We start from the raw sequence: 24,894 nt of genomic DNA, 5'->3' as shown, positions 1-24,894 counted from the left end.
GGTCATCGGGGTCTCCTGTGGTCCGTGGTTGAAGCGTCGAAACTCCACCTCGACCATACACCTCGATGGCCACCTCGGGTTACACCGGCAGAGCCAGCGAAATTACACCACCTGCGCGGACGCTAACGTTCCACCAATCCTGCTCGACGGCCCGCCTGGCATTGGCAAGAGCCATTGGGCCCGGAGCCTCGGCACGCTGCTGGCGCTTCCTGTCGCTGTTGTAGAGGCCACCGGCGAGAGCGCCAGCTTCGGCGTGGTCGGCAGCCAGCGCGGCTGGAGCGGCGCCTATCCCGGCCGCCTGATCCAGACCGTGCTCGACTCGTTGGTCGGCAACCCCCTGATCGTCGTCGACGAAATCGAGAAGGCCGGCCAGCCCACCTCCACCAGCGGGATCACCTTCGGTCTGCAGCAAGCACTGCTGCCGCTCATCGAGCCGATGTCAGCGCGGCGCTGGAGCTGCCCCTATTACCAGGTAAGGTTCGACATGCCCTGGGTCGGCTGGGTGCTGACCTCGAACAGCACCCGTCCGCTGCCGCGGCCCCTGCTCAGCCGCCTGACGGTCCTCAGGTTGCCGGCACTGACCATAGATCAGCTCGCCGCCTTCGCCATGACGGCCGGCCGGTCCCGCGGGCTTTCGGATGCGTCGCTCTCGGCAATTGCCGAGGCGCTCCGATCGGTCACGTCTGTTGCGGAGACAAGACCGAGCCTGCGCACGGTGATGCGGATGCTCGATCGCGCCGCCGATCTCGAGAACAAGCCCCGGCTGATGTGACGGAACCGGGACTACGCGCGTGATCGCGCCTTCTGACAATCTCGGAAAGAGGATGACAAGATGAGAGTTCTCGTCACGGCCGATTGGCACTTCGACATCTGGCTGCGCGCCAACACCAACCCGTTCAGCCGAATCGCCGACGTGCTCGAGACCCTCGACGCGCTCATCATCGTGGGTGATCTATCGAACGACCCTCGTCATGGCTGGCCGAACCTGTTCGGATATCTCAAGTACCTGATCCCACTCGAGAACGTCTGGGTCATTCCCGGCAACCACGATTATTACTCCTGGAACCTTCACGACGACGATGGCCTCGCCGTAATCGCCACGAGGGGTGGAGTCAACTTTGCGCAGAAACTGGCCATCACGATCGACAAAGCCCGATTTCTTTGCTGCACCCTCTGGACCGATTTTGCACTGACCGGCGATGTGGTTGGTGCAATGGCAGTCGCTCGACACACCATGCTCGACTACACCCGAATTGTGGTCGGCCCATCGCGGAATCGGCTCGATCCGGAGCATCTGCTCGAATTGCACGTCGAACATGTCGCATGGCTGGATGCGGAACTACGCAAGCCTTTTGTCGGGCAGACATTCGTCGCCACCCATCATGCGCCGCATCGGGCCGTTGCCGGTCCGATCGACGCCGCTACCCCGGCCTTCGTTTCGGATCTCGACGATCTGATCCGGGACCACCAGCCGGACGCCTGGTTCTTCGGTCATACCCACCGCTGGCTGGAGGCACGGATCGGACGCACGCTGATCCGTACCGTCTCGCTGGGCTATCCTGGCGAGGTCGACCCTGCGCAAGAACGGAGCCTGCTGCTGCGCGGGCTCATCGGGATCGGGAAGCCGACATGACCGGCATGAACAAGGCTGCTCCCGACCCGAGGTTCTGGGCCGCGGAGGTCATCACCTTCTTGTTGGACACTATCCCCGGCTCCGTCGACAATGACGAGGAACTCGACCATCGGTTCGTTTCTGCGTATCAGATGGGATGCGAGGCGCTGTCCGCACTCGGACAAGCCGAAGAAACCCACCGCGGCGCCCGCCTGCTTGCGGCTGCGCAACAACCCGGCATCTGGCCCCGCTGGGACGATATCTGCGTGGTGATCCGGAAGCTTGCTCAGCAAGCGGACCTGCTGTCCTGCCGGATGGCTGACGGCGGGGAGAACCCCAGTCATATCGCCTAGTTCGGCCGTGACAACAGATGGGTTCCGCCGCCGAACATCGGTCCAGCTCATGGTCTCGGTTGGGCCCACGCGGCCCCCAACCTGTTGCCGGTGCTGAAGGCCCTTGGCCTGATTGAGGCCGGCCGCTGGACGAACCGCGCTGACACGGTGTTCTGGCGTGTCCAGCCCGAGGACTGGCCCATGGCCATTGCCGGCGATCACCGATTCTTGGCGGCAGTGGACCATGCCGTCCGGACGATCCCCGGCGACGTCAGAGCGGAGATTGAGGAGTTGGTGACGATTACAGACAAGGACGTGTTGGACGGCATGGCCGGACGGAGGGCGGGCCCGTGTGATCAGCCAGGCGCTCCGCGGTTGCTGACTGAACAGGTCACCCCAGAGTCCGTGCGGCGCAGCATCGCGTTCTGCCGACGGGTCGGCCTCGACTGGCTGTTCTTCATCCGCTGGCGGATGCCTGAGGGCTGGTTGGGACCCAAGGAGCGGACGCGCGCCTTGGACATCTTCCATGACGCTTTGGCCATCTCAATGCGGCGCGCCGTGCTGGCAAGGCTCTGGCCTCACGCGCTCAGGATGGCGGAATAGGATCCCGTCCACCGGCTCAAGAGCGAGACTGAGGTTGGAGCATTTCCATGAAATACTTCGTCGGGCCTCGAGGCAGACGGCGGTGATCCGCCCTGATTCGCTTGCATGCGCGGTTCGCAGAGAGGTTATCCAACGAATAGGCGAGGCAGCGGTCTCATCCCCGAGGTGATTAGCATGCACCCCAGTCGACCGCAAAGGCGCTCTTCGATCTCCTCTCAGCGTCGCCGTTACCCGCGCGGCCGATTCCAGGGCCATGGAACTCGTTTGGATAGCCGGCGGTAAAACAATCGAGAAAGAGCATGACATGGACGAGCCGGTCCAGCTTGTGTTGCTAATTGCTGCCGACTTCCAGGAACGAGCTTACTTGTGTCACTTCCTTCATTACGGCTGGCAGGCGGAGCCGCCGGACCATGTCACTTTGCTTGCCCTTGGGCTCTTCATCACGGCCGGGGCGAGACGAGTTGAGGATAGGCCGCGGAGCCAGAAAGCGGCAGAGCAGACACACAGGATAATAACTACCATATCTCGAAGGATCACAATGACACTAGCGCTCTCAGTTTCCATCGGGGTAGAGTTCGCGCAGACGGCATTCAAGGCCATGCTCGTTTCGGGGGGGGGGGGGAAATTTCGGCTATCCTTCTGATCGGCCTCCGTTCCCGCCTGCTCGCCTCTAATGATCTCCTAAGGCAGCAGAGTGCTCTGGAGCTGCTGGCGCACGCGGTTGAAAGGCGAAAGGCCCGATTGGACCGGACCGCCGAACCCTGAATAAGTGGCGATCGTATAGCGCAGCGTCGCGCGGCTACGTTGGAAGACGACTGGCGGCGAACTATCCGCGACCACCTCTAACGCGGCACCGAGAGTGGCAGAGCTGTCTAAAATGACCGGAACTCGTCCGGCACGCGGAACGATCGCCCGTCATCGATCGATGTCGAGCCTAGGATGACAGGGTTGGCGACGATCATTGGCACGACGAGCGATAGCAACTGCCCGGCGCGAAGTACAAGACCGGAGGCTTGCCGGTGTTCTGCGAAAGCCGCGACCCAGTGCTGACGAGGCCCACCACGAGGTGGCGCTGCTCTCGCTTCACCCTGACCATGGGCGCCTGCAACCTCGCCCTGCCTCGCCTGCTCGCCGCGTAATCGGGCAAGCTCGCGCGCGGGACGTCGCGAACAACGGCGCCCCGCGGCCGTGCACCCTGCCCTGCCTTTCGCCCTCCTTCACCCCGCGATTCAGTCGCCGCCGGATGAGCGACGGGGGTCAGGGTCAGCTCTCGCATGGTATCGATCGATGCCAATCGCGCGCTGGGCTGCCGAACCGGAGAGGATCTCGTTCAGGCCGACGAAGGCGCTGCTCTCCAGGACTACCTCGATCACCTGGCTCTGGGAGCCTACGCCTGAGCTTCGCAGGCTGTTGCGGTCCCTCCGGTTGATCTTGGCCAAGCTCTTGGCCCGGTGGACAGTTACCTGATCCACTGTGCCTTGCCGAGCGCGTCCAGGATCGTGACGCCGAGCCTGCCGGCCAGCTCCCTCAGCCGCGCAGCGGTGACTACGGCGAGCGGAATGCCCTCCGCCGAGCGCTCACGGGCAGTCAGGACGCGCCGCGCTCTCGTGGCGCCAGCACTGCGTCGGTGGCCGCTGGTTCGGCCGCGATGCGTCCGTCGACTGCAACGCTCGCCGCCCGGACTTGCATGGTAAGGTGACCTAGCAGGCCGCTGAAGAAGTTGTCGCTCTACCTGGTTTGAGGAACATGATTCATCCCCCTACGGTTACTGCGGGGGTGATGATGCGCGGCACAGACGAGACGAGCAGGTCGCTGTTCAGATATGTCGATCTCGAGGCGCGCATTCCAGCACGGCATCCGCTGCGCAAGATCAGGCAGTGTGTGAATGACGCGCCGCCCAGCCTCGATGCCGAGTTCGAGATGTTCTAAACCGATTTCGGCCGTCCCTCGATCCCCCCGGAACGGTTGATCCGGGCGAGCCTGATCCAGATCCTGCTCTCGGTCCGCTCCGAGCGGCAACTGATGGAGCAGATGCAGTATAATCTGCTGTTCCGCTGGTTTGTGGGGCTCGGCATCGACGCCCCCGTGTCGGCGCCGACCGTCTTCACCAAGAACCGCGACCGGCTGCTGACCACCGAGATGTCGCGGCACCGGTGATGGCGGCGATCCTGGCGCGCCGCGAGGTCGCGCCGCTCCTGTCGGAGGAGCATTTCTCGGTCGGTGGCACGCTGGTCAAGGCCTGGGCCTCGATGAAGAGCTTTCAGCCGAAGCCTGACGTCGCCCCGCCTGATGACGAGGAGCCGGGCGACCCGCCCCCGCCCGGCACGACTGCCGTCGATCAGCCCGAACAGACCCGAGCCCAGCCCGGCCAATGCCCCGCCCCACCCGCCAACACCGCAGTGCCGAGGTCGATTTCCGAGGTGAGCGGCGCACGAACGTCACCCATGCCTCGACCACAGATCCGGACGCCCGGCTCTACAGGATGTCGCCCGGCATCGGTGCGATGCACGTCCTGAGCCTTGTTGCGGCGCGCCCGCGGAACCGGGATGCGCGTGGCTGGTTGTGCAGGGCGCGGAGGACCGGGAACGGGATCACCGCGCTTGCCGCCTGCGTCCGAAAGCCCCCATGCCCAGAACCCCGCAACAGGCCCGCTCCGCCTGCCGCCTCGGAAATGCCGAATGCGCCGCCGCCCTGGCGGAGACCCTTGCCAAGGGTGACGTCCTGTTCGCCGCCGAGAGCGAGACGGAGGCCGAAGCGATCGCCGCCGCGCTGACCGTCGCCGCGCCAGAAGCCGAGGTTGCGCTGCTGCCCGAAAGCGATGCGCTGCCCGGTGACGAGACGCCAGCCTCGCCCGCCAATATCGGCGCGCGCAACGCGGCGCTGGCGCGGCTGCGGCGGGTGGACGGATCCGTTGCCCTCGTCACCACCGCCGATGCCCTGGCTCATGCCTGGCCTGCGCCTGACGCGGTCTTAGCCGACCTGTTCCACGTGGCGGTCGGCGAGGCGATGGACCTCGCCGCGCTCCTCGAAGCCATCATTGCTCTCGGCTACAGCGAGGACGACCGCGTGGACGAGCCGGGCGAGGTCGCGCTGCGCGGGCAGGTGCTGGACGTGTTCCCGGCGCAGGCCGTGGACCCGGTACGGATCGAGGTGGCGGAGGGTCGTGTCGCCTGGATCAGCACCTACGACCTGGTGGATCAGCGGACGATCGAGGACATCGAGCGCGTCGAGATTGCCTCCGTTACCGAGCCGTCACTGGGCGAGACCCGCTGCGCGCTGACTGACCATCTCCTTGCGGCAAGGATCGTCCTCAGCCCCGCCGCCGACCGACGCCGCCGCAACGTCCTTGCCCTCGCGGCCGAGATCGGCAGCGCCTCCGCCGCCCGGCGGCTGCTGCCGGAGGACGACTGGGTCGCCGCCATTGCCGACCGTGAGCGGCTCAACCTCGCACGCCAAGGCCAGCCACCCGCGCGCTTCGTCGAGAGCCGCAATCCGGAGCGTGCCTTCCTCCGCACCGCCCGCGCCGCGCTCGAAGCCGGCGACCGCGTCGCGCTTCTTGGCAGCGAGCGCGACCTGCGCTTCCTCTCCCGCCGCGCCGCGAAGCTTCTCGGCCAGCCGGTCGAACCCGCCGCCTCCTGGGCCGCCATCGCCGCCAGCCATCCCGGCAGCGTCCATTCCCTCCCCATGCCCGCCGAGCGCGGGTTCCGGCGCGACGGCATCCTCGCCATCGCCGCCGCCGATCTTCTGGGCAGCCGGGCGCGGCGTGGGGATGCGGTGGCGGCGGCGCAGGGGCTGCCCGATCAGGTCGGCATCCGCATCGGCGATGTGGTGGTGCACGAGGACCACGGCATCGGCCTCGTTTCCGGCCTCGAAGCCCTGCCCGGCATGGGCGAGGACGATGCCGGCGAGGCGATCCGGCTGACCTATGCGAGCGACGCGGTTCGGCTGGTCCCGGTCGCTCAGGCGCATCGCATCTGGCGCTATGGGGCGGAGCCCGACGCGGTGACGCTGGACCGGCTGGACGGCTCGAGCTGGAGGAAGCGCCGGGAGGAAGTCGAGGCGGCGGTGGCCGAGACAGCGCGGGGCCTCGCCGAACTGGCCGCGGCGCGGGAGGGGCAGACGGCGCCGGTGTTGGACCCCGACCCGGCCGCCTACGAACGCTTCGCCGCAAGCTTCCCCTTTGCCGAGACGCCCGACCAGGCCCGCGCCATCGAGGCAGTGCGCGACGACCTCGCCTCGGGGCGTCCGATGGACCGGCTGGTGATCGGCGATGTCGGCTACGGCAAGACCGAAGTGGCGCTGCGCGCTGCGGCGCTTGCGGTGCTGGCAGGGCGGCAGGTGGCCGTCGCCGCGCCCACGACCGTGCTGGCGCGGCAGCATGTCGAAACCTTCGAGCGCCGCTTCGCTCCCCTGGGCAAGCGCGTCGGCGCGCTGCACCGGCTGTCCTCGGCGGCCGAGCGGAAGGCGGTGAAGGAGGGGCTGGCGGATGGCTCGGTCGATATCGTCATCGGCACCAGCGCGGTGGCCGGCAAAGGCGTGAAGTTCATGGACCTGGGCCTCGTCGTCATCGACGAGGAGCAGCGTTTCGGGACGGCCGACAAGCAGAAGCTGCGCGGCCTCTCGGCCGCGCATGTCCTGACGCTGACCGCGACGCCGATCCCCCGGACCTTGCAGACGGCGCTCGTGGGCCTGCAACAGCTGTCGGTCATCGCCACGCCGCCCTCGCGCCGGCAGCCGATCCGCACCAGTGTGGCGCCCTTCAGCACCGGCGCCCTGCGGGCGGCGCTGCTGCGCGAGCGCGCGTGGCGGGGACAGAGCTTCGTCGTGGTGCCGAAGATCGCGGACATGGCGCCGATGGCGGCGGTGCTGCGCGAGGCACTCCCCGGCTTCGAGTTGCTGCAAGCCCATGGCAAGCTGCCCGCCGCCGAGATCGACGAGGCCATGATCCGCTTCGCGCGCGGTGAGGGCGACGTCCTGCTGGCCACGAACATCATCGAGGCGGGCCTCGACGTGCCGCGCGCCAACACGATGGTGGTCTGGAAGGCCGATCGCTTCGGCATGTCGCAGCTCCACCAGCTGCGCGGCCGCGTCGGACGCGGCAACCTGCGGGCGCAGATGCTGATGCTCACCGAGGCCGACGAGGAAATCACGTTGAAGCGGTTGCAGACGCTGGAAACGCTGAACCGACTCGGCGCCGGCTTCGAAATCAGCGCCCGCGACCTCGACCTGCGTGGCGCGGGCGACCTGCTGGGCGAGAGCCAGGCCGGGCACATGAAGCTGATCGGGGTGGAACTGTATCAGCGGCTGCTGGCAGACGCCCTCGACCCGGGCGGTGCCGGGGAGATGCCGGAGCTGTCGCTGGGCCTCGCCGGGCGGCTGCCCGAGGACTGGATCGCCGATGCGGACACGCGGCTGGAGGTCTACATGCGGCTCTCGCGGCTCGATGCGGCCGAGGGCGTTGACCTGCTGGAGGCGGAGCTGGAGGACCGGTTCGGCGACATCCCCGACCCGGCGCGGTGGCTGCTCAGGACCGCCCGGATGCGCGCGCAGGCTCGTGCCATCGGGATCGCGCGTATCGTCGCCGGGCCGAAGGGGATCGCGCTCTATCCCCGCAACGGGGTGGAACTGAACGCCAAAACGCTGGAGAAGGGCGACGACGGCCTTGTCCTGCGCGAGTGTATCGCGGATGCGGGCGAGCGGCTGGACCGGCTGGCCGACCTGCTCTCGCCGCTTGCCGACGCCGACTGACCTTGGCAATCGATCGTCGCACTAGGATTCGCAGACCCGCACGGCTTCGGACACACCTCCGCTCTCCCTGTCGGCCCGGCCTTCTTCGGGAACGCGAGAGATCCCGACGCCTTCCGACAGCCGCGTGCCGGCGCTGCTGCTCGAGGTAGGTGACGCCAAAAGCGACGCCGTCCGCTCCGCGCAGCGGCATTCTAGTAGGTCACGCGGCGGCTCGCCCGAAATTTCCGCGATCGCCTCGGCATAGTGCAGGACTGCCACGGCATCGAGCGGAGTGCCCAGCAGCAGGACCTTTCCGCCGAGATGAACGAGCCCCTCCAGAGGCGAGCCGCCCCAAGGCCTGACCGAGCTGATGGTGCTCGATCAGCTCCTGCGCGCGGGCCAGACCGCAAACATGGAAGCTCAGGATGCGCGCTGCGCCGCGCGCCGGGGAGTATCGGCGAGGAACTGGTTGAGCAGGGCGAAGCCGAATGGGTGCCGGCTGTTTCTGAATCAAAGGCCGGTCAGGCGAGGCGCTCATCCTCGTTCATGCGTGCACCGTTCAGGGTTGCCTCGTAAGGCAACCGGTCCACGACGCGTAGCCCGTCAGGATGCCTGTCGGCTCACGATCTCGAGAAGCTTAGCGATGATGCCCCCGACCCGCCCTCGACGGTCCCGAGAGCTTTCACCGAAGCCTGCACCATCAGCAGGTCGCCGGGCTCGCCGGCCAGCCGAAGAAGGTCCGCGATGACCGAGGCTCTTCATGTGCCAAGCGCCTTGTCGGCAACGGCGGTGCAGGCTGCACGCATTGTGCACACAAGCGAACAGCGTGCAGAGGCGCCCGAGTCGCAGCCAGCGGCGGAGGCACGGGACGTCAGATCGATCAAAATGGTGAAATCCTATCACCAGCTTGTCTGCGGGCGCTGCGCGCGTGGTGTGCAACGCGACTCTCGGCCCATAGCCGCCGTTCGTGCCCGCCGCCGCGCTGCGCGGCAGCGTCCCCACAGCGGCCATTCACGTGGCTCCCGAGGCTAGATCGTCGGCTTGGCAAAGCAACCTGCACCCGCTAACAGCGCCGCATACCGCTGGGACCCGGTGCAATTCCGGGTGGCTCTTCCGGCCGCCGATCCGCCGGACAACCTGTTCTCGCAAGATCGATGAGACGGCCCCAAGGGGTCGCCACAGGATACCTCATGACACTGTTTCCCAACTATCGCGACCAATGGTTCGGCAATATCCGTGCCGATCTGCTGTCCGGCCTCGTGGTCGCGCTGGCACTGATCCCCGAGGCGATCGCCTTCTCGATCATCGCCGGGGTGGACCCGAAGGTCGGGCTCTACGCCAGCTTCTCCATAGCGGTCATCACCGCCATCGTGGGCGGGCGGCCCGGCATGATCTCGGCGGCGACGGCGGCCACAGCGGTGCTGATGGTGACGCTGGTGCGCGACCACGGGCTGGAATACCTGCTGGCGGCGACGGTGCTGGCGGGTCTGATCCAGATCGGCGCCGGGCTGCTGAAGCTCGGGCGCTTCATGCGCTTCGTCTCGAAATCGGTGATGACCGGCTTCGTCAATGCGCTGGCTATCCTGATCTTCATGGCGCAGCTGCCTGAGCTTGATCCCGCGCGGGTCGGCTGGCTGACCTATGCGCTGGTCGCGGCGGCGCTGGCGATCATCTACCTGTTCCCGAGGCTCACGCGCGCCGTTCCCTCACCACTGGTCACGATCTTCATCCTGACCGCGCTGGTCTGGGCGACGGGCTGGGATGTGCGCACGGTCGGCGACATGGGGGCGCTGCCCGACACGCTGCCGGTGTTCCTGATCCCCGACGTGCCCCTGACCCTCGAGACGCTGGCGATCATCTTCCCCTATTCGCTCGCCGTCGCCATCGTCGGGCTGCTGGAAAGCCTGATGACACAGAGCCTCGTGGACGAGCTGACCGACACCACCTCGGACCGCAATCAGGAATGCATCGGTCAGGGGCTCGCCAACACCGCCACCGGCTTCATCGGCGGAATGGCCGGCTGCGCGATGATCGGACAGTCGATGATCAACGTGAAGTCGGGCGGGCGCGGGCGGCTCTCGACCTTCGTCGCGGGCGTGGTGCTGCTGATCCTCGTCGTGTTCCTGTCGGATTTCGTGCGCATCATCCCCATGCCGGCGCTGGTCGCAATCATGATCATGGTGTCGGTCGGCACCTTCTCGTGGTCGTCGATCCGCGACATGCGGACGCATCCGCGGTCATCCTCGGTGGTGATGCTGGCCACCGTGGCCACGGTGGTCTGGACGCACAACCTCGCCATCGGGGTGCTGGTGGGCGTGCTACTGTCGGGGATCTTCTTCTCCGCCAAGATCGCGCAGCTGTTCCGAGTCACCTCGACGCTGTCCGAAGACGGCCGCCACCGCACCTATCTCATCGAAGGACAACTGTTCTACGCCTCAGTCGAGGACTTCATGCGCGCCTTCGACTTCCGCGAGGCAGTGGAGCGGGTGACAATCGACGTCAGCCGCGCCCATATATGGGATATCTCGTCGGTGCAGGCGCTGGATACCGCAATGCTGAAGTTCCGCCGCGACGGGGCCGCGGTAGATGTCACCGGCATGAACGAGGCCTCGGCCACCATCGTGGACCGGCTGGCGCTGCACGACAAGCCGGGCGCCACCGACAAGCTCGCGGCGCATTGAGGAGACGGACGTGACCGACACCATCATCGCGCTGATCGACGGGGTGGGCCTTCGCCCGCCCGGTGCTCGACCTGGCCTGGGCCGCGACGCGCAACGAGGCGCCGGTGCACCTGCTGCACGTGCTGCCGCCAAGCCGCTCCCAAAACCGGACCTTTCGGGCGAGATCGGCTCGGCGCGCGCTCGACCCTGCTGAGCCAGTTGGCAACACTCGACGAGCAGCGGGCCAGGCTGGCGATGGTGCAGGGCCGCGCGCTGCTGGATGACGCGACTGCACGTCTGTAGGCAGCCGGCGTCACCTGCGTGACCTCGCAGCTGCGTCAGGGCGACCTGCTGGAGAGCGTGGTCGCACAGGAGCATGAGGGCGGTCTTCTCGTAGTGGGCAAGCGGGGCGAGACCGCCGACCAGGCGCGTGGCCATCTGGGCTCGAACTTCGAGCGTGTCCTGCGCGCCGCGAAGCTGCCGGTGCTGATGGCCCCGCGCCGGATGCCCGAGATCAGGCGCGCCACCATCGCCTATGACGGCAGCCCGTCGGCGCGGCGTGCGGTTGAGCGCGTGACCCGGCTCCCCGCTTACCGGGGAATCGAGATCGAGATCGTGCGCGCCGGCAACGGCCCGGAGGCCGAGGCTACGCTGGCGGAGGCGCAGACCGCGCTCGCGCAGGCTGGCATCACCGCGACGACGCAGGTCCTGCCCGGTGCGCCCGAAGATGCGATTTTGGCGCATCTGCAGACGAGCGGCTCGGAGTTTCTGATCATGGGCGCCTACGGCCACTCGCGCATCCGCAGCCTGGTGGTCGGCTCCACCACCACGGCGATCCTGCAGAAGGCGCAGGTGCCGGTGCTGCTGGTGCGATGATCGCCCTTTCGGCAGGCCCCACGGGATCTGCCGCTGACCTCTCCGCAACATCTCGGCCCATAGCTGCCGCTCGACAACACCTCAGCGCTGCACTGCAGCTCTGCTGAAGCGCCCGTTCGAGCATGCAGCAATGCAGCAACGGCGCTCCGCCTTCGCCACCTTATGCGCCTTCTACGTTGGATCAATACGCCCGTCCCTTGGCCCTTGCTCCCGGCCCCTGTTCACGGCGGGTCGATCGGGAGGCCTGGTCGACCGCTGTCCTGATGATCGTCGCGGTTCTTGCGGTCGCGCTCGCCGTTTCGGCGAGACGACCCGACAACTGGGCATACCGGGCCGCCGTCAACTGGGCGCGTTTCGGGATCATCGTCGTCAACGCCTCCGCCGGGGACCGGCTGATAGTCTCTATATGCACGACCGGAACAGCGGTGCTCGCTACGCTAAGTTGGCGGCGGCCGAATGGCCGCGTCCGCTTGCCCTCACCGTCGAGCGTGCCGGGCAGCCAGCGCGCCGGTCCTCTCCCCACACCTGTCGAAAGCGGCAGGAAGGCAGCGCCATAGCTGTGTGCTAGCTCACTCATGCACGGGCGCAGCAGCATAGATTTCATCGCAAACCAATTTAGCCTGTGCATATTTTAGTCCATCCACAGGTCGACCACGGCGACCTGTGGCTCCTCCGCTGCTCGTTCGGCTGGCTCCTGCCGGGCGAGCTCGGCCGCTTGCCCCGCGCTGTTCGCGCGGCGCGGGGCACGGTCCGGTCAGAAGCGCGGGCTGCGGACAGAAGCGCAGGTTGCGGATCCGTCGCGCAGTTTGGCCGCCCCCTTTCGGGTTGCGTTGCCCTTGTCGGCGGCCGGCCTGGCAGCCTTGAAGCTGCGGCTACTCTCACCGGCATGACCCGGCGCGGCTCCGGATGCGACGGCGCGCCGGTGTCGGGTCGATCCCTGCTGGTTCGGCGGAGCCGTCGGCGCTCTGCGGCTGCAACCGAAAGGCCGAGTGTCGATCGGCAGCGACTCTAGCCTCTCGGCCTGCGAGGTGTCGGAGAAGGCCGCCCGGCCCCCTCCGCAAGCTTGTGTCGCAGATTGCAGCCTGCGCGTGCTGAAGCCCACGCCGGCGATGGGAATCGATCCCTTGCAGGATCACGGTCCCCCGCCCGAGGTGGGCGGGGAAGCAGGTCTTACTTCCTCGTGGCGCCGGCGCCGACTTCCTCGACCTCGACCTCGGTCTTGCGAACGGTGTCCTTGATGGTCTTCTGACGCGCTTCGACCTCTTTGGTGAGTTCGACCTCGCCCACGACCCGGGCCTCCTTGTGCACCTCGACCTCTTCCTGGGTGCCCATCATCTCGACGGTCTTCTCTTCGAAGACGGCGTCGGCCTCCGCGTCGTTCAACACGCGGTTGGCGGCGCGGCGCTTCACCCCCACGGTCTCCGTCGTCAGGGTGACGGTTTCTTCGACGGGCGTCTCGACGACCCGCGAGGTCACGCGGACGCCACCGTTGGCGCTCCGGGCCTTGCTGACCGAAAGCTCTTCCTCGACGATCGGCACCGAGCCTGCGCTGGAGCCGGCATGGTCCGGCAGGATGCGGTCCATGATGGACAGCGCCCAATCGGCCTGCTCCTCGGAGATGCTGGCGATGACCAGCGTCTGGCCTTGGTCGACCGCCTCGGCATAGGCCCGGGCATCGGAATCCTTGAAGCCATGCTCGGAAAGCTCGCTCAGGAGCGCCTTCCTGTCGCCGCCCAGGATGCGGACCTGCTCGTCATTGAGCCCTTCCTTGCGGAGGGCGGCGATCGCCAGGTCGGCAATCTTCTGGTCGGCATAGGCGTTGATGACAGTCGTCATGCTGGTCTCTCCATCTGGTAAGTGTTCGGGATCGTGTCGGACATGACAGGCAGGCGCCGGTTCAGTCCGGTTCGTGGCTGTCGCCTCCGGCGCTCACGCGCTCGATGACGGCCTCTTCATGGCGGAGCCTGACGGTCTCGGAATGCTGTCCGACCTCCCGGCGCCTGGTGATGCGGATCTCGTCCGTCGCGCGGAGGCGCTTCTCGACCACCACCACCTCTTCGAGAAGCGTGACGATCGTGGTGTCGCCCTCCTGCCGCACCGGAACCGGGCCATCCACCCATCGGTCGAGCGGCACGCGCTCTACCTGGACGGTCTCGCTCGCGACAGGCTCGTCGATCAGGGCCTCGTCCTCGCGCACCACCGTCCGGACAAGAACGCCCTCGGTCAGCGTTTTGCGCTTGAGAACGACGACCTGCTCCTCGACGATCGGGATGACCTGGGCAGCGGGTGCGGAAGCGGCCTCCCGCACCGATCTGGATTGCTTCGACATGGCATCTCCTTTCCCGGACTGCTGAAGGCTGAAGGTCGTTCCGACGGTCAGCGACGGGCAGACGAGAAGGAGGGAACGCCCTTCCAGCTGCGGATGAAGGCAAGATAACGGTCGTTGAACTGTCCCATCCGCTGGAAGCTGCCGGCTACAAAGGCGCTTTGCACCTGCGCGACCTCTGCCAGCGTTCGGATACGCTCGGCCGCCATCGCAGTCTGGAGCTGCAGCGCATGCCGCGCCTGCTCGTTGAGCAGTTCCATCATCGAACCGCGGACAGAAGCCGCTCTGCGTGCGGTTCCCTGCGTATCATCGAAAGAAGGCGTGGGCTGGGACTTCCAATCTCTCTCACCGGACGTATCGGTGCCGGCTCCCATGGCCTTGCGCGCCACCTGCGCGCCTTGCTGCACCAGATCGACGCCAGCCTTCATGGTATCCGCGCTCTGGCGCGCGGCCCCGTCGTCTGGTGCTTCGCCTTCCGCCCGGTGCGCGCGCCCGCCTGCGCGGCGCGCCGGCATGATCCCGCTCGTCTCGTCTGCGGTCTTCCCGACAACGGTGCCGGCCTGCTCGTCGTCCAGGGCCTTCACGACTGCGGGCAGGATCTCGTTCTTGTCGTCACGAAAGCGCCGCTGGAACAGGTCGCGGAACTCGGCAACCTTCGTTCCGAACGCCTCGCTGTCTTTCGGGCCGCGCTCGAGCTCGTCGAAGAGCTTGCGCATCTGGTGGCTGTCGTTCAGCGCCTTGGCCACGAGGGCCTTCGTCTCTTTGTGCTCTCTCAACACCGGAAAGAGACGCTGTTCCTCGAACTCGGCTTGCAGCTCGAACTCGACCTTAAGGTCAGCGACCAGTCGGTCGCGCGTCTTGGCCGCGGTTGCGGGGGTGTCGGCAAGCTTCGCGAAGATCTCCTTGGCCTTGACCGGCCCGGTCTGCATGAGTTGTCGAATGGTGGTCATTTTTCTGGTCCTTGCAGGGAGGCGTGCGGGACCGTCGCAAGGCTCGGGAGCCTTGCCTGAGACGGCCTCACACGACGTGAACAGGTTGGGTGGAGCGGAGCCGCTTTCGGCGACCACGGGATCCGAAGTTCCCCGAGGGGAGTGTCTGATGTCGTGGATGCTGCCTGTGCATTCACGGATGCTGCACTGCAACAATGCCCGGGCTGCAGAAGAGTTCCGCCTGATGCGGAGGTAATCTCGTTTGCAGTTCACGCGTCGTTTGTCTGAGCGTGAGACCACCAACCAGGCGGATGATGGCCTTGTCCTCAAGGAAGCTCGCCCCGCCTCGGCGCAACGCCTGATCGCCTGCTTCGCCCACCCAGGAGGTTTGTGCAGCCAGTCTGCGGCCAAGGCCGCGTGTGCTGCAGGAACGCGGGCCTGCGTGGTGAGCCGGCGGCGGAACCGACCCACCTCCACCGCGCAGGCGGCCCTTCGTTCAGGCGGCCGCGGTCTGTGCAGCCCCCCAATGGGCCGGCGCCACTTTCTCGATCGCGGACATGACCGCATCAGTTGCCGTCTGATGGATCATGTGGCCCGTGCCGGGAACTCGGTGGAAGCTGCTGTGCGGGATGTCGCCGTGCAGCCTGGCTGACTGTTCCTCGGCATCGACGAGACGATCGTCGGCGCCTGCGATGATGGCGACGGGCATCTTCAGGCGGGCGTAGGTGTCACCGGCAGCAAGGGCATCCGGAACCATCAGGGCCGCCTCTGCGGCGCTTGCGCGGATCTGAGACGGTCGGATCGCCATGGCCTTCGGAAACCCGGCGAACTTCTCCGGCACTGCCTCGGGGCCGAAGATCTTCCGCATCAGGAGCGGCCAGATCAGCCGGCTCACGATCGGCGAGATCGTGTAGCGGAGGACATCGCCCACCACCGGCACGGCCGGAACCCCCATGCCGACCACGTCGAGCCGCGCCGTCGGATAGTAGTAGCCCGAAGCAAGAACGAGCCCCCCGACTAGGTCGGGGTATTTGCGGGCAAGCGCCACGGCCACCGAGCAACCCCAGGAATGGCCGAGGATCGTCGCGCGCTCGATGCCGAGCTGCGCCAGCGCGTCATGGATCAGGTCCGCCTGCGCCTCCGGCGTCCAGATCCTGTGCCGCGGGCGGTCGCTGTGACCGTAGCCCGGCCGGTCGAGGACGATGACGCGATAGTTCCTCGCCGCAAGGTCGATCAGGCCGCTCGACTCGAAATCCTGGATCATGCTGCCATTGCCATGCAGCAGGACGACCGGCTCACCGCGGCCCCGCTCCACATAGTGCAGACGGACGCCATCGACGTTCAGGAACTGCCCGGCAGGCGGATTATCCTGCTCGGCCTTCCGGGCCAGGCGATGGTTCACGAAGGCTGAGATGGCCAGGCCCGCGGCTGCGAAGCCGATGATTGCGGCCCGTGTCGACGGGCGCGAGGATGAAGGCTGCTTGCGGACGGCACCGCGCGCATCAGCAGGCAGTTGTTTGTTGTGTTGGGAGTTCATGGTGACTTCCGATCTGGAAAACTGCGTCCTGGCTCCGAGGAACGGGCCATGCTGCAGCGCAGCACGACTACGCGCGAACCGGGGCAATGGTTCCCTGCACGTCCCGCTCCTTCGGGAGGGCTACCGCGACGTGACCCTGATGGTGAGGCGCGGCCCGGTGACGCAGATCACGTTTAGCATCGATCGCGATCCGGCAGACTGCCTGCTTGGAAGCGCCTGCGAGGACAGAATGCGGCGAGCTTACGCCCACGACACGGCACGCGGCGACTTGCTGAAGGCCATCAACCGCGCCTTCGCGGCATGCCGGGGTGCCGGTCGCGGCGGCCATATGCCCGAACTCAGCTTCGCCACCCCGATGCGGCTCGATTCTGCGTGGCTGGACGTCGTGTGCGCCTACTTTCAAGGCTCCTCGGACTACCCTGAGAGGGCCGATGCGACTTCGACTTCGGCATTTTCATGCGCTACGACATCACCACCGACGAGGCTTCGACCTGTCGCTGCCCCCCATCGTGCGGGACCGGCACGGGAGCTATCGGCTGCCGGATCTGCTAGGACGGCAGCCGCGTGAACCAGGGCGGATCGGCTCCGGACGTCTCGATCGAAGGCTGTTGAGGGAAGAAGCAATGACCGGACTTCACCGCATCGCCGCCATCCTGCTGGCGGGCGAACGCCGCCGGAACGGAGAGGCTCATCCTGCGCAAGGATCGCATCCTTCCAGAAGCTCGCGGCGCCCGGGTCGTTTGAACGGAGAGGCCAGTGACTGACCCGCCGAGCAAGTTCGAACGCTTCAAGGCGCTGCACGCCCGCGATCGGGGCCTTCGTCATCCCCAATCCCTGGGACGCGGGCACCGCGCGGCTGTTGACACATCTCGGCTTCGAGGCGCTCGCGACGACCAGTGCCGGCTATGCATTCGCCAGGGCCAGGAGCGATGCGCCCGGCAGCTTGACGCGCCACGAGATCCTGGCCAACGCCGCCGAAATCGTCGCGGCAACCGACCTGCCTGTGTCCGCGGATCTGCAGGACGGCTTCGGTGTCGCCCCGGACTGCTGCGCCGAGACGATCCGGCAGGCCTGCGACATCGGCCTTGTCGGGGGCTCGATCGAGGATGCAACTGGTGATCCGGCCGCTCCGATCCGTGACCCCGACTTGGCCGTCGAGCGGATCCAGGCCGCGGCGGAAGCGGCCCGGGGACGCCCGTTCCTCTTGACCGCGCGGGCCGAGAACTTCCTGTTCGACCGACCCGACCTGAACGACACGATCCGTCGGCTTCGGGCCTTTGCCACTGCAGGAGCGCACGTGCTTTACGCTCCGGGCTTGCCGGACCTCGACGCCATCCGGGCTGTTTGCGCCTCGGTCGACAAGCCGGTCAATGTGGTGATTGGCCTCAAGGAACCCGGCTATACAGTAGCAGAGCTGTCCGACGCCGGCGTCCGCCGGATCAGCGTCGGCGGCTCCTTCGCCCGCGCCGCGCTTGGCGCCGTGATGCGGGCAGCCGAGGAGGTGCGCGACTGCGGAACATTCGGCTACGCAGCGGAGGCGATCTCCGGGCCAGAAGTGGACCGGATCATGCGCGGCCGTGATTGAAGCGAAGTTCCGCTTGATCGTGGTAGGCGTCCCCGGCCCTTACCTGCCGGTCGCCTCCAGCCCCGCGCCCAGGGTCGGTTCCCCGAAGCTGCCATTCGCGTGTTCCGCAGCATCTCGGGACCGGCAATGTTTCCCATGCCGATCAGGGTGGAGCCTGCTTGATTCCACCGCTCTTACGAGTAGCGGCGGCTCATGCGAGACACGAGAGCCTCAATTGGAATATTCAGCAGGGCAAGGCTCGCCGCTGCAAGTTGCCGGACGAGAAGCGTCGTCTGGAGCAGCTCGAGAGTGCCCGAGCCGTCAGGAAGGAGGTCTTCATTGTCCGGTCCGACCAGGGCTGCCGGCGTGGCGCAGGCCGTCCTGCTGTCGGTGCTATGCGCGGCGGCGCACGCTCAGCCCCTTCCGCCGGAGCGCGGGCCCGAGCATGCGGCTGCCGCCTTCTTCCCGAGGATCGAGGCGCTGGTCGACGCCGGGGGCTGGGAGGAATAGGTCATCGACGTGCGGGCCAACCGCTGCTCAGGTCCTGCATCCGGGGAGCGAGACGATGTATTCAATATCTGGATCGGGCTGGGGGGCGTCGCGGCAGGCGGCACCGCGGTCAGCTGGATGGAGGCACTGCATGAGGAGTGGCGGTCCGCCGGCTGGACCATCCGGCGCTTCCGAAGGCTGGAGAATGGCGCGTGAACCTCGCCGCGGTGGAGCGGGAAACGGAGCACAGCTACAGCTTGGACTCGGGCTTCGCGGCCGATCACGACCGTTATGTCGTGGGGACATTCACCACACCCTGCTTCCGCGCGCCTGATGGACAGGTCGACTTTGGAACGATGACACCCTCCTGATGGCGGCGCGTGTCACGGCATCCCCGCCGTCAGTGACCTGCGAGCAGCTGTCTTTGCCCCATTCCTGCAAGACTCGTATGCCGCGGCCTTGACGCTCGCCTCCTTCCGGTCTGTCCTCTCGATCCATGAATGGCAGCGGACGATCCGGCAGGGTGCAGGCATACCGGGTCGCATGCAGCACGCGTCCTACCTGCAAGAACCCCACGCGAAAGGAACCCCGCCATGCGCCGCATCATCGTCTCGGCCGCGGCCCTGATCCTCGCCGCCGGGCTCGCCTCGGCCGAGGCGGCCGAACCCTATCCGGTGCCCGCCGAGGGCCAGCAGTTCTGGGGCCTCGGCAAGACCGGGATCCTTTGCTGCATGGCGCCCTGCCCCTGGCGCGGCGTCTTCCCGATCGAGGCGGACGGGTCCGCTGGCCGTCCGCTCTCGGCCGCAGACCAGCCCGACCCGCCGCCGATGCAGACCAGTGACGAGGACCGCGCGCGGATCGAGGCCGCCTATGAGGACGGCTGCCGGATCGTCGAGGGGCGTTTCGAGGGTGAGACCCTCGTCGTGACGCGCGTGGTGGCGGAATGCCGCCACTGGTTCCGACCCTGAGATGAGGAAGCGCGGACTTGCCAGGCTCTTGCTCGCGGCGCTGCTGGCGGCCGCTGGCGGGGCGCTCTGGTCCGTCTCGGGCCCCTGCGGACCGATCGACCGCATCCTCGGCGCGAGCGGCTGCCTTGCAAGTTTCTCGGTTTCCGATTTGGTTGTGACCGGCGACACGATCGCCACCGACTCCGAGGGCCGTCTGGTCATCGCCGGCATCGACTACGACCCCGACCGGCGTCGAGATCTGCGCGCGCGGATGGTCGCGGTGACGCTCGATCCCGCGATCGGGACGGAGATCGAACGTGTCGATCTGAACATGATCGGCTACCCGGACCAGCTTCGAATCTCTCCCGACGGCACCCGCCTGGCGCTGAGCTGCAACGCGCTCTACATCTGCGATCGGGCCGGCGGCGGCCCGCCGGCCCGGACCGGGGTGATGCTCTACGACCGTGTGGGTGAGCGCCAGTGGCTTGCCGGCATCGAGCATGCGGTAGCTCCGCCCGATGCGGAGGGGCGCGCCTTCGAGCTCGCCTTCTCGCCCTCGGGGAACGTCGTCTTCGCGCATGTGGCCTTCGACGCCGTCAGTGGCAATGCGATCCAGACGCGGGAGCAGCCGTTGCCAGGGCCGACCGGAACGGTGCCCGCGGCTCCGATCATCGAGGTGGCGGGGCAGACGATCGCTTTGGAACTGCCCGAAGGCTTCATCCCCTTCCTGCGGCTGAGCACGGCGCTGTCGCCCGATGGGAACCGGATCGCGGTGCTCGCGCGCCGCTTCTCGGGGCCGGGCGAGATGCGGGCCGTGATCCGCGTCCATGACCTGGCGACCGGCGAGAGGCTCGCCGCCCATGATATCCGCGAGGATCTCGTCCCGCCGATCCACTGGCATCCGCAGCGCGACGCCGTGGTGATCGCGCGAGCGACAGCGCCCGAGAGTGGCGCGGCCGCGGAACTGCGCCTCTACACGGCGGGAGGCGAGGAATGATCCCCAACAGGTGGATCGGCCTAGCCCTCGCCGCCCTGGTGGTTGCGGGCGCCGCAGCCTGGGCCGGGTGGAGCGGGCTTCGGACCTGCGGCTGGCTCGACCGCGGGGCCGGCCGGTCGGGCTGCCACGGGACGGTGCGCGTCGATGGCGTGCTGCCCCCGGGCACGAACGCGACCGTTCCTCTCGGAGACAAGGTGGCGGTGATTGCCGAGCTGCGGACAGCCGACGGCTGGCGCAACGGGCTGATCGTCCTCGATCCCGCGACCGGCGAGGAAGCCGGGCGCTACCCGATGCCGCTGCGCCATGCGAATGTCCGGGCGTTCGTCTCGCCCGACGGATCGGAGCTGCTGCTGGTCTGCGGCTTTCTCGAAGGTGCCTGCTCCGAGAGTGGCGGCAGCGCGGTTCTCTTCAGCACCGACGACCTGACCGTCTTCGCCGACTTCCCGTTGGAGGATCGCTACCTCAGGGTGTTCCCGGGCATGCCGCTGCCTGCCGAAGAGTTCGGCCACGACGCGGTCTTCGCCGCCGGGGGCGGGCGCATCGTGGCGCGGGAAGGGAGAGCAGGTCTCGTCCTTCGGGACGCGAACGGCGACGAGATCGCACCGCTGGTAGAAAGGCGGAGCTCGAGGGCCGACCTCATCGTCTCGCCGGACGGCGGAACCATCGCTTTGTGGGAGCGTGAAGGCGCCGCCTCTCGCGGGGATCGCCTGCGCTTCTGGGATGCGCGGGACGGAGGCGCGCTCGGCACCATCGAGGGCGACAGCGAGTGGCACCTGCGCTCGGCGCCGTTCTGGTCAGCGGACGGTGCGACCATCTTCATGCCGAGGAGCGAGGGCGGCACCATGCTGCTGGACCGCTTCAGCGCGCCGACCGCGGATAAACTCCGATGATCGGCTGTGAGCCGCGTCCCGCGCAAAGACGAACGATCGCGCGGGCGATCTCTGTTCGGGTGAAAAGCTCGGTCACGAAGGCGTTCAGTTCCAAGAGGGGTTCGCGGGCGTTGCCGCAATGGCCGCGAGCAGCAGGCCGGCGAGCGTCGGGACAGGGGGGAGTGTCCCGTGCATGCCGCTTCGCCCGTCCTCAGTCAGCGAGACTTGGCAGGCTGGCCCGCGCGAGCGCGTCGATCTGAGACGAACGCAGCGCTGGAAGCCCTTGCAGGAACGCCTGCGAATCCGCGTTCCCATAGGCGCGGTGGCTGACGCCGAACAGCATCACGCCAGCATCGTTTGCCGCATCGGTGTGCCGCGCATAGCGGTAGGCATTCCATTCCACGATGTATTCGCCATCCGCATCCTTGCTGCTGACGATGAAATCCAGCAGCGCCTCGCCGGTGGCCTCATTCTGGATGACGTCCATGTTGACCAACGGGTCGTCCGGCCGCCGCTGCGCCAGCATGTCGGTCTGCGCCCGCACGGCGTCCATCACGCCGAGGCCACCTGCGACAGTCTCGACCAGCAGCATCCGCTCGTAGCTCTCGACGCTCTGGCCGTCCGGAACATACTCCTGCTTGACGTAATGCTCGCTCGGCCGCAAGGTCCAGGCGAGGGCGAAGCTCTCGCCGTCGAACTCGATCGGCCCCGGCAGTCCCAGATGGTCGGTCGCCTGCGCCAGCGCCGGGGCCGCGAGGCAGGCGGCTACGATCAGACTGGCGGCGGCTCGCCGCAGCCGCGGGATGCTGTTGGTCTTCAGTCTCATCCGGCATTCTCCCAGCGGCCGCGGTGGAACCTTGCCGCGCCCGGCTCATCGCTCTCCTGCAAGCGGTTCCATTCGGCCGAGGTTCACACGAGAAGGGGCGCCGGAACAACCGCCCTTCGATGATCGAGGAAGTGGCCATGACCCGGAAGGCGAGTGTCGCGTTGCTGCTGGCAATTGCTGTCGTGCCGCTGGGCGCCTGCGGGCGCGATGAAGCGAGGGAGGCGGCCCTCGCCCTCGCGGAAGCCGTCTATCCGGGCCAGCTGGAGATCCACGACACGCATCTCCGCAAGGGCTACCACGACGTGACCCTGGCGATGAGGGACGATCCGGTGACGCGGATCACCTTCAGCATCGATCGCGATCCCGCCGACTGCCTGCCCGCAAGCGCCTGCGAGGACAGGCTGCGGCGAGCTTACGTCCACGACACGGCACGCAGGGACATGCTGAAGGCCATCGACCGCGCCTTCGCGGCATGCGGGGTGCCCGTCCTCGCCCAGACACGGGCGACTTTGGAGCCGAACCTGCCGCCGCCGGTGCCCGTGGTCGAACTGGATCTGCGTGAGGGCAACGACGCTCTCGCTCGGTTGCAGCCCTGCCTTGAAAACCTCTGGTCGGGCAATGCTGGCGCCACATGGGCGGCGAGCCTCACGTCGATGGAGTTGCGCATCCTGCCCCGACCAGCCGCCGGCCCATCGGCGGCCCCGCGCCCGCTCACGTTCGAGGCTCGGATTCCCGCCACTCGGATGCAGCAACCGGCCTACGCCATTGTCCTTCCGGTCGGCGCGGTCGAAGCCGATCCCGCCCTCCTGCGCTTCCGCGCCTACCCCGCCCTGAAGCGCAAGCTAGACGAACGCCTGTCCAAAACCGCCCGGGCATTTGCCGGGGATCACGGCGGCCATGTGCCCGAACTCAGCTTCGCCACCGGGATGCGGCTCGATCCGGCCCGGCTGGATGTCGTGCGCGCTCATGTCCAGGGCTGCTCGGACTATGCAGGGGAGGGCCCATGCGGCTTCGACTTCGCCATCTCCATGCGCTACGACATCACCACCGACGACGTTTCCGACCTGTCGCTGCACCGCATGGTCCGGGACCGGCGCGGAAGCTATCAGCTGCCAGACCTGCCCGGGCGGTAGCCGCGGGAACGACGGTGGATCGGTTCCGGGTCATCTCGATCGAAGGCTGAGGAAAGAAGCAATGACCGGACGTTACCGCATCGCCGCCATCCTGCTCGCGGGCCTGCTGACCTGCGCGCCCGCCGCCGCCGAGACAGCCTCCTTCCCCGCGGCGATTGGCGAGGCCTATGCGGGACGCCTGACGATCGACGCCTTTCCTGCCGACGGCGGCATGCGGATCTATCGGGCCTGGGGTGATGCCGAGGTGCTCTTCTCGGCCCTCGATGACGGACAGGTCCGGTTCAGCACCACAGCCACCCTCGATGACGGCGGCAGCCTGGACCTGAGCACTGTCCTAGCGCCCGCCGCTGACGGCGCCTGGCGGGGCCTGTCTGCCGCCGGCCCGACCGAGATCAGCGCCTCAGGCCGGGTCCTTTCCATCACCTACCTGGACGGCTTCCACATGGTCCTGACGGGAGAGATCGCGGGCGAGGACGGCAGGCTCACCTTGCGGCGCATCCCGACCGAGGACACTGGCACGGCCCCGGATGCGGACATGATGACGGTGTTCCTGTTCGATGTCAGCCTCCCGCGGCCCGAGCCCGAGCCCGAGCCAGAACCGCCCCTCGACGCGCCGTCGGCATCGACGGCCGAGGGTCGCGACGGCTGCAAGCGAGTCGAGTGGCGGCTCGTCAATCGCTGGACCTGGGGCAACGGCCTCAGGCTGGACCGCGAGCCGCACTGCGTGCCCAACTGACGGCGTTGGTCACGTGCGAGGGCCGACTGTCGGTGAACGATTGGAGCGCGAGAAGTTCGCTCCGACGGAGAAGTCATGCTGCGCGAGGACCGCATGCTTCCTGAAGCTCGCGGCGGCGCCCCAGGCCGCTTGAACGGAGAGCCCATGACTGACCCGCAGAGCAAGTTCGAACGCTTCAGGGCGCTGCATACCCGCGACCGCGCCTTCGTCATCCCCAATCCCTTGGACGCGGGCACCGCCCGGCTGTTGACCCGTCTCGGCTTCGAGGCGCTGGCGACGACCAGCGCAGGCTACGCGTTCGCCAAGGCCAGGAGGGATGCGCCCGGCAGCTTGACGCGCGACGAGATTCTGGCCAACGCGGCCGAGATCGTCGCGGCGACCGATCTGCCTGTGTCTGCAGACCTGCAGGACGGCTTCGGTGCCGCCCCGGACTGCCGCGCCGAGACGATCCGGCAGGCCTGCGACATCGGCCTTGTCGGTGGCTCGATCGAGGATCCAACCGCAGATCCGGCCGCTCCGATCCATGACTTCGACTTGGCCGTCGAGCGGATTCAGGCCGCGGCGGAAGCAGCGCGGGGACGCCCGTTCCTTCTGACTGCTGTGACCCGATAACTCCTCCATGTGACGCTAGAGTCCGGCCCAACGAGAGGACCGGACATGAAGAGATCGAAGTTCACCGAGGAGCAGGTCATCGGGATCCTGCGGGAACAGGAAGCCGGGGCGAAGACGTC

Annotated in this window: 25 protein-coding genes, 1 pseudogene and 1 other annotated feature; of the genes and pseudogenes, 19 read left to right on the top strand and 7 right to left on the bottom strand. The window is 67.3% G+C overall.

Annotated elements, in window-relative coordinates:
* From GI374_RS17930 to GI374_RS17900, 8 genes and pseudogenes are all read left to right on the top strand, one after another.
* Positions 1–772 (top strand): AAA family ATPase (locus GI374_RS17930; RefSeq protein ID WP_154338386.1); only part of this gene is annotated, 772 nt, incomplete at its 5' end.
* A 60-nt stretch (positions 773–832) separates the two neighbouring features.
* Complete coding sequence (locus GI374_RS17925) at positions 833–1,633, top strand: metallophosphoesterase (RefSeq protein WP_154338385.1); 801 nt, start codon at positions 833–835, stop codon at positions 1,631–1,633.
* Positions 1,630–1,965: a hypothetical protein gene (locus tag GI374_RS19550; protein ID WP_229583553.1), complete on the top strand. Its 336-nt coding sequence runs from the start codon at positions 1,630–1,632 to the stop codon at positions 1,963–1,965. Before GI374_RS17925 ends, GI374_RS19550 begins: the two co-directional genes overlap by 4 nt.
* Positions 1,966–2,055: 90 nt before the next feature.
* Entirely contained in the window at positions 2,056–2,547 is a 492-nt protein-coding gene (locus tag GI374_RS19545; RefSeq protein ID WP_229583551.1) for a hypothetical protein, read from the top strand.
* A gap of 253 nt (positions 2,548–2,800) precedes the next feature.
* Positions 2,801–3,190, top strand: coding sequence for a hypothetical protein (locus GI374_RS17915; protein WP_154338384.1), 390 nt, complete (start codon positions 2,801–2,803; stop codon positions 3,188–3,190).
* 631 nt (positions 3,191–3,821) lie between these two features.
* Positions 3,822–3,944: a hypothetical protein gene (locus tag GI374_RS19700; RefSeq protein ID WP_255453754.1), complete on the top strand. Its 123-nt coding sequence runs from the start codon at positions 3,822–3,824 to the stop codon at positions 3,942–3,944.
* Positions 3,945–4,329: 385 nt separating this feature from the next.
* Positions 4,330–5,053: pseudogene (locus GI374_RS17905) on the top strand (transposase); the annotation flags it as partial.
* A 119-nt stretch (positions 5,054–5,172) separates the two neighbouring features.
* On the top strand, positions 5,173–8,295 hold the full coding sequence (locus GI374_RS17900) for a helicase-related protein (RefSeq protein ID WP_154338383.1): 3,123 nt from the start codon (positions 5,173–5,175) through the stop codon (positions 8,293–8,295).
* A 21-nt stretch (positions 8,296–8,316) separates the two neighbouring features.
* On the opposite strand, the gene GI374_RS19960 is transcribed toward GI374_RS17900, so the two are convergent.
* On the bottom strand, positions 8,317–8,574 hold the full coding sequence (locus GI374_RS19960; protein WP_370515463.1) for a hypothetical protein: 258 nt from the start codon (positions 8,572–8,574) through the stop codon (positions 8,317–8,319).
* A gap of 782 nt (positions 8,575–9,356) precedes the next feature.
* Positions 9,357–9,412, top strand: a sequence feature (sul1 is cis-regulatory element that is thought to sense ions involved in sulfur or methionine metabolism; They are found in Alphaproteobacteria).
* 52 nt (positions 9,413–9,464) lie between these two features.
* Here GI374_RS19960 and GI374_RS17890 point away from each other — a divergent pair.
* The 3 genes from GI374_RS17890 (at position 9,465) to GI374_RS19535 (ending at position 11,810) form a co-directional block, all read left to right on the top strand.
* The gene (locus GI374_RS17890) at positions 9,465–10,955 is read left to right on the top strand and encodes a SulP family inorganic anion transporter (RefSeq protein ID WP_154338382.1); all 1,491 of its coding nucleotides are present in this window, start codon (positions 9,465–9,467) and stop codon (positions 10,953–10,955) included.
* 10 nt (positions 10,956–10,965) lie between these two features.
* Entirely contained in the window at positions 10,966–11,148 is a 183-nt protein-coding gene (locus tag GI374_RS19540) for a hypothetical protein (RefSeq protein ID WP_229583549.1), read from the top strand.
* A gap of 107 nt (positions 11,149–11,255) precedes the next feature.
* Entirely contained in the window at positions 11,256–11,810 is a 555-nt protein-coding gene (locus GI374_RS19535; protein WP_370515461.1) for a universal stress protein, read from the top strand.
* A gap of 1,170 nt (positions 11,811–12,980) precedes the next feature.
* Here GI374_RS19535 and GI374_RS17880 read toward each other — a convergent pair.
* From GI374_RS17880 to GI374_RS17860, 5 genes are all read right to left on the bottom strand, one after another.
* Complete coding sequence (locus tag GI374_RS17880; protein ID WP_154338381.1) at positions 12,981–13,646, bottom strand: YsnF/AvaK domain-containing protein; 666 nt, start codon at positions 13,644–13,646, stop codon at positions 12,981–12,983.
* 61 nt (positions 13,647–13,707) lie between these two features.
* On the bottom strand, positions 13,708–14,139 hold the full coding sequence (locus GI374_RS17875; RefSeq protein ID WP_154338380.1) for a YsnF/AvaK domain-containing protein: 432 nt from the start codon (positions 14,137–14,139) through the stop codon (positions 13,708–13,710).
* A gap of 47 nt (positions 14,140–14,186) precedes the next feature.
* On the bottom strand, positions 14,187–15,086 hold the full coding sequence (locus GI374_RS17870) for a hemerythrin domain-containing protein (RefSeq protein WP_154338379.1): 900 nt from the start codon (positions 15,084–15,086) through the stop codon (positions 14,187–14,189).
* A 475-nt stretch (positions 15,087–15,561) separates the two neighbouring features.
* The gene (locus tag GI374_RS17865) at positions 15,562–16,602 is read right to left on the bottom strand and encodes an alpha/beta fold hydrolase (protein WP_154338378.1); all 1,041 of its coding nucleotides are present in this window, start codon (positions 16,600–16,602) and stop codon (positions 15,562–15,564) included.
* 548 nt (positions 16,603–17,150) lie between these two features.
* A complete protein-coding gene (locus GI374_RS17860) occupies positions 17,151–17,294 on the bottom strand; it encodes a hypothetical protein (RefSeq protein WP_154338377.1) in 144 nt (47 codons plus the stop codon).
* Between the two features lie 167 nt (positions 17,295–17,461).
* On the opposite strand from GI374_RS17860, the gene GI374_RS17855 reads away from it, so the two are divergent.
* From GI374_RS17855 to GI374_RS17835, 5 genes are all read left to right on the top strand, one after another.
* Entirely contained in the window at positions 17,462–18,187 is a 726-nt protein-coding gene (locus GI374_RS17855) for an oxaloacetate decarboxylase (protein ID WP_229583547.1), read from the top strand.
* A gap of 318 nt (positions 18,188–18,505) precedes the next feature.
* Positions 18,506–18,676: a hypothetical protein gene (locus GI374_RS17850; protein WP_154338376.1), complete on the top strand. Its 171-nt coding sequence runs from the start codon at positions 18,506–18,508 to the stop codon at positions 18,674–18,676.
* A gap of 572 nt (positions 18,677–19,248) precedes the next feature.
* Complete coding sequence (locus GI374_RS17845) at positions 19,249–19,623, top strand: hypothetical protein (protein ID WP_154338375.1); 375 nt, start codon at positions 19,249–19,251, stop codon at positions 19,621–19,623.
* 1 nt (position 19,624) lies between these two features.
* On the top strand, positions 19,625–20,599 hold the full coding sequence (locus GI374_RS17840; RefSeq protein ID WP_154338374.1) for a hypothetical protein: 975 nt from the start codon (positions 19,625–19,627) through the stop codon (positions 20,597–20,599).
* Positions 20,596–21,489, top strand: coding sequence for a hypothetical protein (locus GI374_RS17835; RefSeq protein ID WP_154338373.1), 894 nt, complete (start codon positions 20,596–20,598; stop codon positions 21,487–21,489). The genes GI374_RS17840 and GI374_RS17835 overlap by 4 nt, the downstream gene beginning before the upstream one ends.
* A 190-nt stretch (positions 21,490–21,679) precedes the next feature.
* Here GI374_RS17835 and GI374_RS17830 read toward each other — a convergent pair whose 3' ends face one another.
* Positions 21,680–22,294 carry a hypothetical protein gene (locus GI374_RS17830; RefSeq protein WP_154338372.1) on the bottom strand — a complete coding sequence of 205 codons (615 nt, stop codon included), beginning with the start codon at positions 22,292–22,294 and terminating at the stop codon, positions 21,680–21,682.
* Positions 22,295–22,431: 137 nt separating this feature from the next.
* Between GI374_RS17830 and GI374_RS17825 the strand changes: the two genes are divergently transcribed.
* The 3 genes from GI374_RS17825 to GI374_RS17815 all read left to right on the top strand — a co-directional run bounded on the left by GI374_RS17825 (position 22,432) and on the right by GI374_RS17815 (position 24,775).
* The gene (locus GI374_RS17825; protein WP_154338371.1) at positions 22,432–23,427 is read left to right on the top strand and encodes a hypothetical protein; all 996 of its coding nucleotides are present in this window, start codon (positions 22,432–22,434) and stop codon (positions 23,425–23,427) included.
* A 61-nt stretch (positions 23,428–23,488) separates the two neighbouring features.
* Positions 23,489–24,163 (top strand): hypothetical protein, encoded by a 675-nt coding sequence (locus GI374_RS17820; RefSeq protein WP_154338370.1) that lies wholly within the window; start codon positions 23,489–23,491, stop codon positions 24,161–24,163.
* 144 nt (positions 24,164–24,307) lie between these two features.
* Positions 24,308–24,775: an isocitrate lyase/phosphoenolpyruvate mutase family protein gene (locus GI374_RS17815; protein WP_154338369.1), complete on the top strand. Its 468-nt coding sequence runs from the start codon at positions 24,308–24,310 to the stop codon at positions 24,773–24,775.
* Positions 24,776–24,894: the final 119 nt, after the last annotated feature.

The sequence above is a fragment of the Paracoccus sp. S-4012 genome (genome assembly GCF_009674885.1).
GTDB lineage: Bacteria > Pseudomonadota > Alphaproteobacteria > Rhodobacterales > Rhodobacteraceae > Paracoccus.
The sequence above is the reverse complement of the archived record's forward strand: the minus strand, read 5'-3'. Positions and strand labels throughout refer to the sequence as shown.

Coding starts and splice junctions, on each gene's coding strand:
- GI374_RS17925 (WP_154338385.1), top strand. CDS start 833: ATGAGAGTTCTCGTCACGGCCGATTGGCACTTCGACATCTGGCTGCGC.
- GI374_RS19550 (WP_229583553.1), top strand. CDS start 1,630: ATGACCGGCATGAACAAGGCTGCTCCCGACCCGAGGTTCTGGGCCGCG.
- GI374_RS17915 (WP_154338384.1), top strand. CDS start 2,801: ATGGAACTCGTTTGGATAGCCGGCGGTAAAACAATCGAGAAAGAGCAT.
- GI374_RS19700 (WP_255453754.1), top strand. CDS start 3,822: ATGGTATCGATCGATGCCAATCGCGCGCTGGGCTGCCGAACCGGAGAG.
- GI374_RS17900 (WP_154338383.1), top strand. CDS start 5,173: ATGCCCAGAACCCCGCAACAGGCCCGCTCCGCCTGCCGCCTCGGAAAT.
- GI374_RS17890 (WP_154338382.1), top strand. CDS start 9,465: ATGACACTGTTTCCCAACTATCGCGACCAATGGTTCGGCAATATCCGT.
- GI374_RS17880 (WP_154338381.1), bottom strand. CDS start 13,646: ATGACGACTGTCATCAACGCCTATGCCGACCAGAAGATTGCCGACCTG.
- GI374_RS17875 (WP_154338380.1), bottom strand. CDS start 14,139: ATGTCGAAGCAATCCAGATCGGTGCGGGAGGCCGCTTCCGCACCCGCT.
- GI374_RS17870 (WP_154338379.1), bottom strand. CDS start 15,086: ATGACCACCATTCGACAACTCATGCAGACCGGGCCGGTCAAGGCCAAG.
- GI374_RS17865 (WP_154338378.1), bottom strand. CDS start 16,602: ATGAACTCCCAACACAACAAACAACTGCCTGCTGATGCGCGCGGTGCC.
- GI374_RS17860 (WP_154338377.1), bottom strand. CDS start 17,294: ATGAGCCTCTCCGTTCCGGCGGCGTTCGCCCGCCAGCAGGATGGCGGC.
- GI374_RS17845 (WP_154338375.1), top strand. CDS start 19,249: ATGCGCCGCATCATCGTCTCGGCCGCGGCCCTGATCCTCGCCGCCGGG.
- GI374_RS17840 (WP_154338374.1), top strand. CDS start 19,625: ATGAGGAAGCGCGGACTTGCCAGGCTCTTGCTCGCGGCGCTGCTGGCG.
- GI374_RS17835 (WP_154338373.1), top strand. CDS start 20,596: ATGATCCCCAACAGGTGGATCGGCCTAGCCCTCGCCGCCCTGGTGGTT.
- GI374_RS17830 (WP_154338372.1), bottom strand. CDS start 22,294: ATGAGACTGAAGACCAACAGCATCCCGCGGCTGCGGCGAGCCGCCGCC.
- GI374_RS17825 (WP_154338371.1), top strand. CDS start 22,432: ATGACCCGGAAGGCGAGTGTCGCGTTGCTGCTGGCAATTGCTGTCGTG.
- GI374_RS17820 (WP_154338370.1), top strand. CDS start 23,489: ATGACCGGACGTTACCGCATCGCCGCCATCCTGCTCGCGGGCCTGCTG.
- GI374_RS17815 (WP_154338369.1), top strand. CDS start 24,308: ATGACTGACCCGCAGAGCAAGTTCGAACGCTTCAGGGCGCTGCATACC.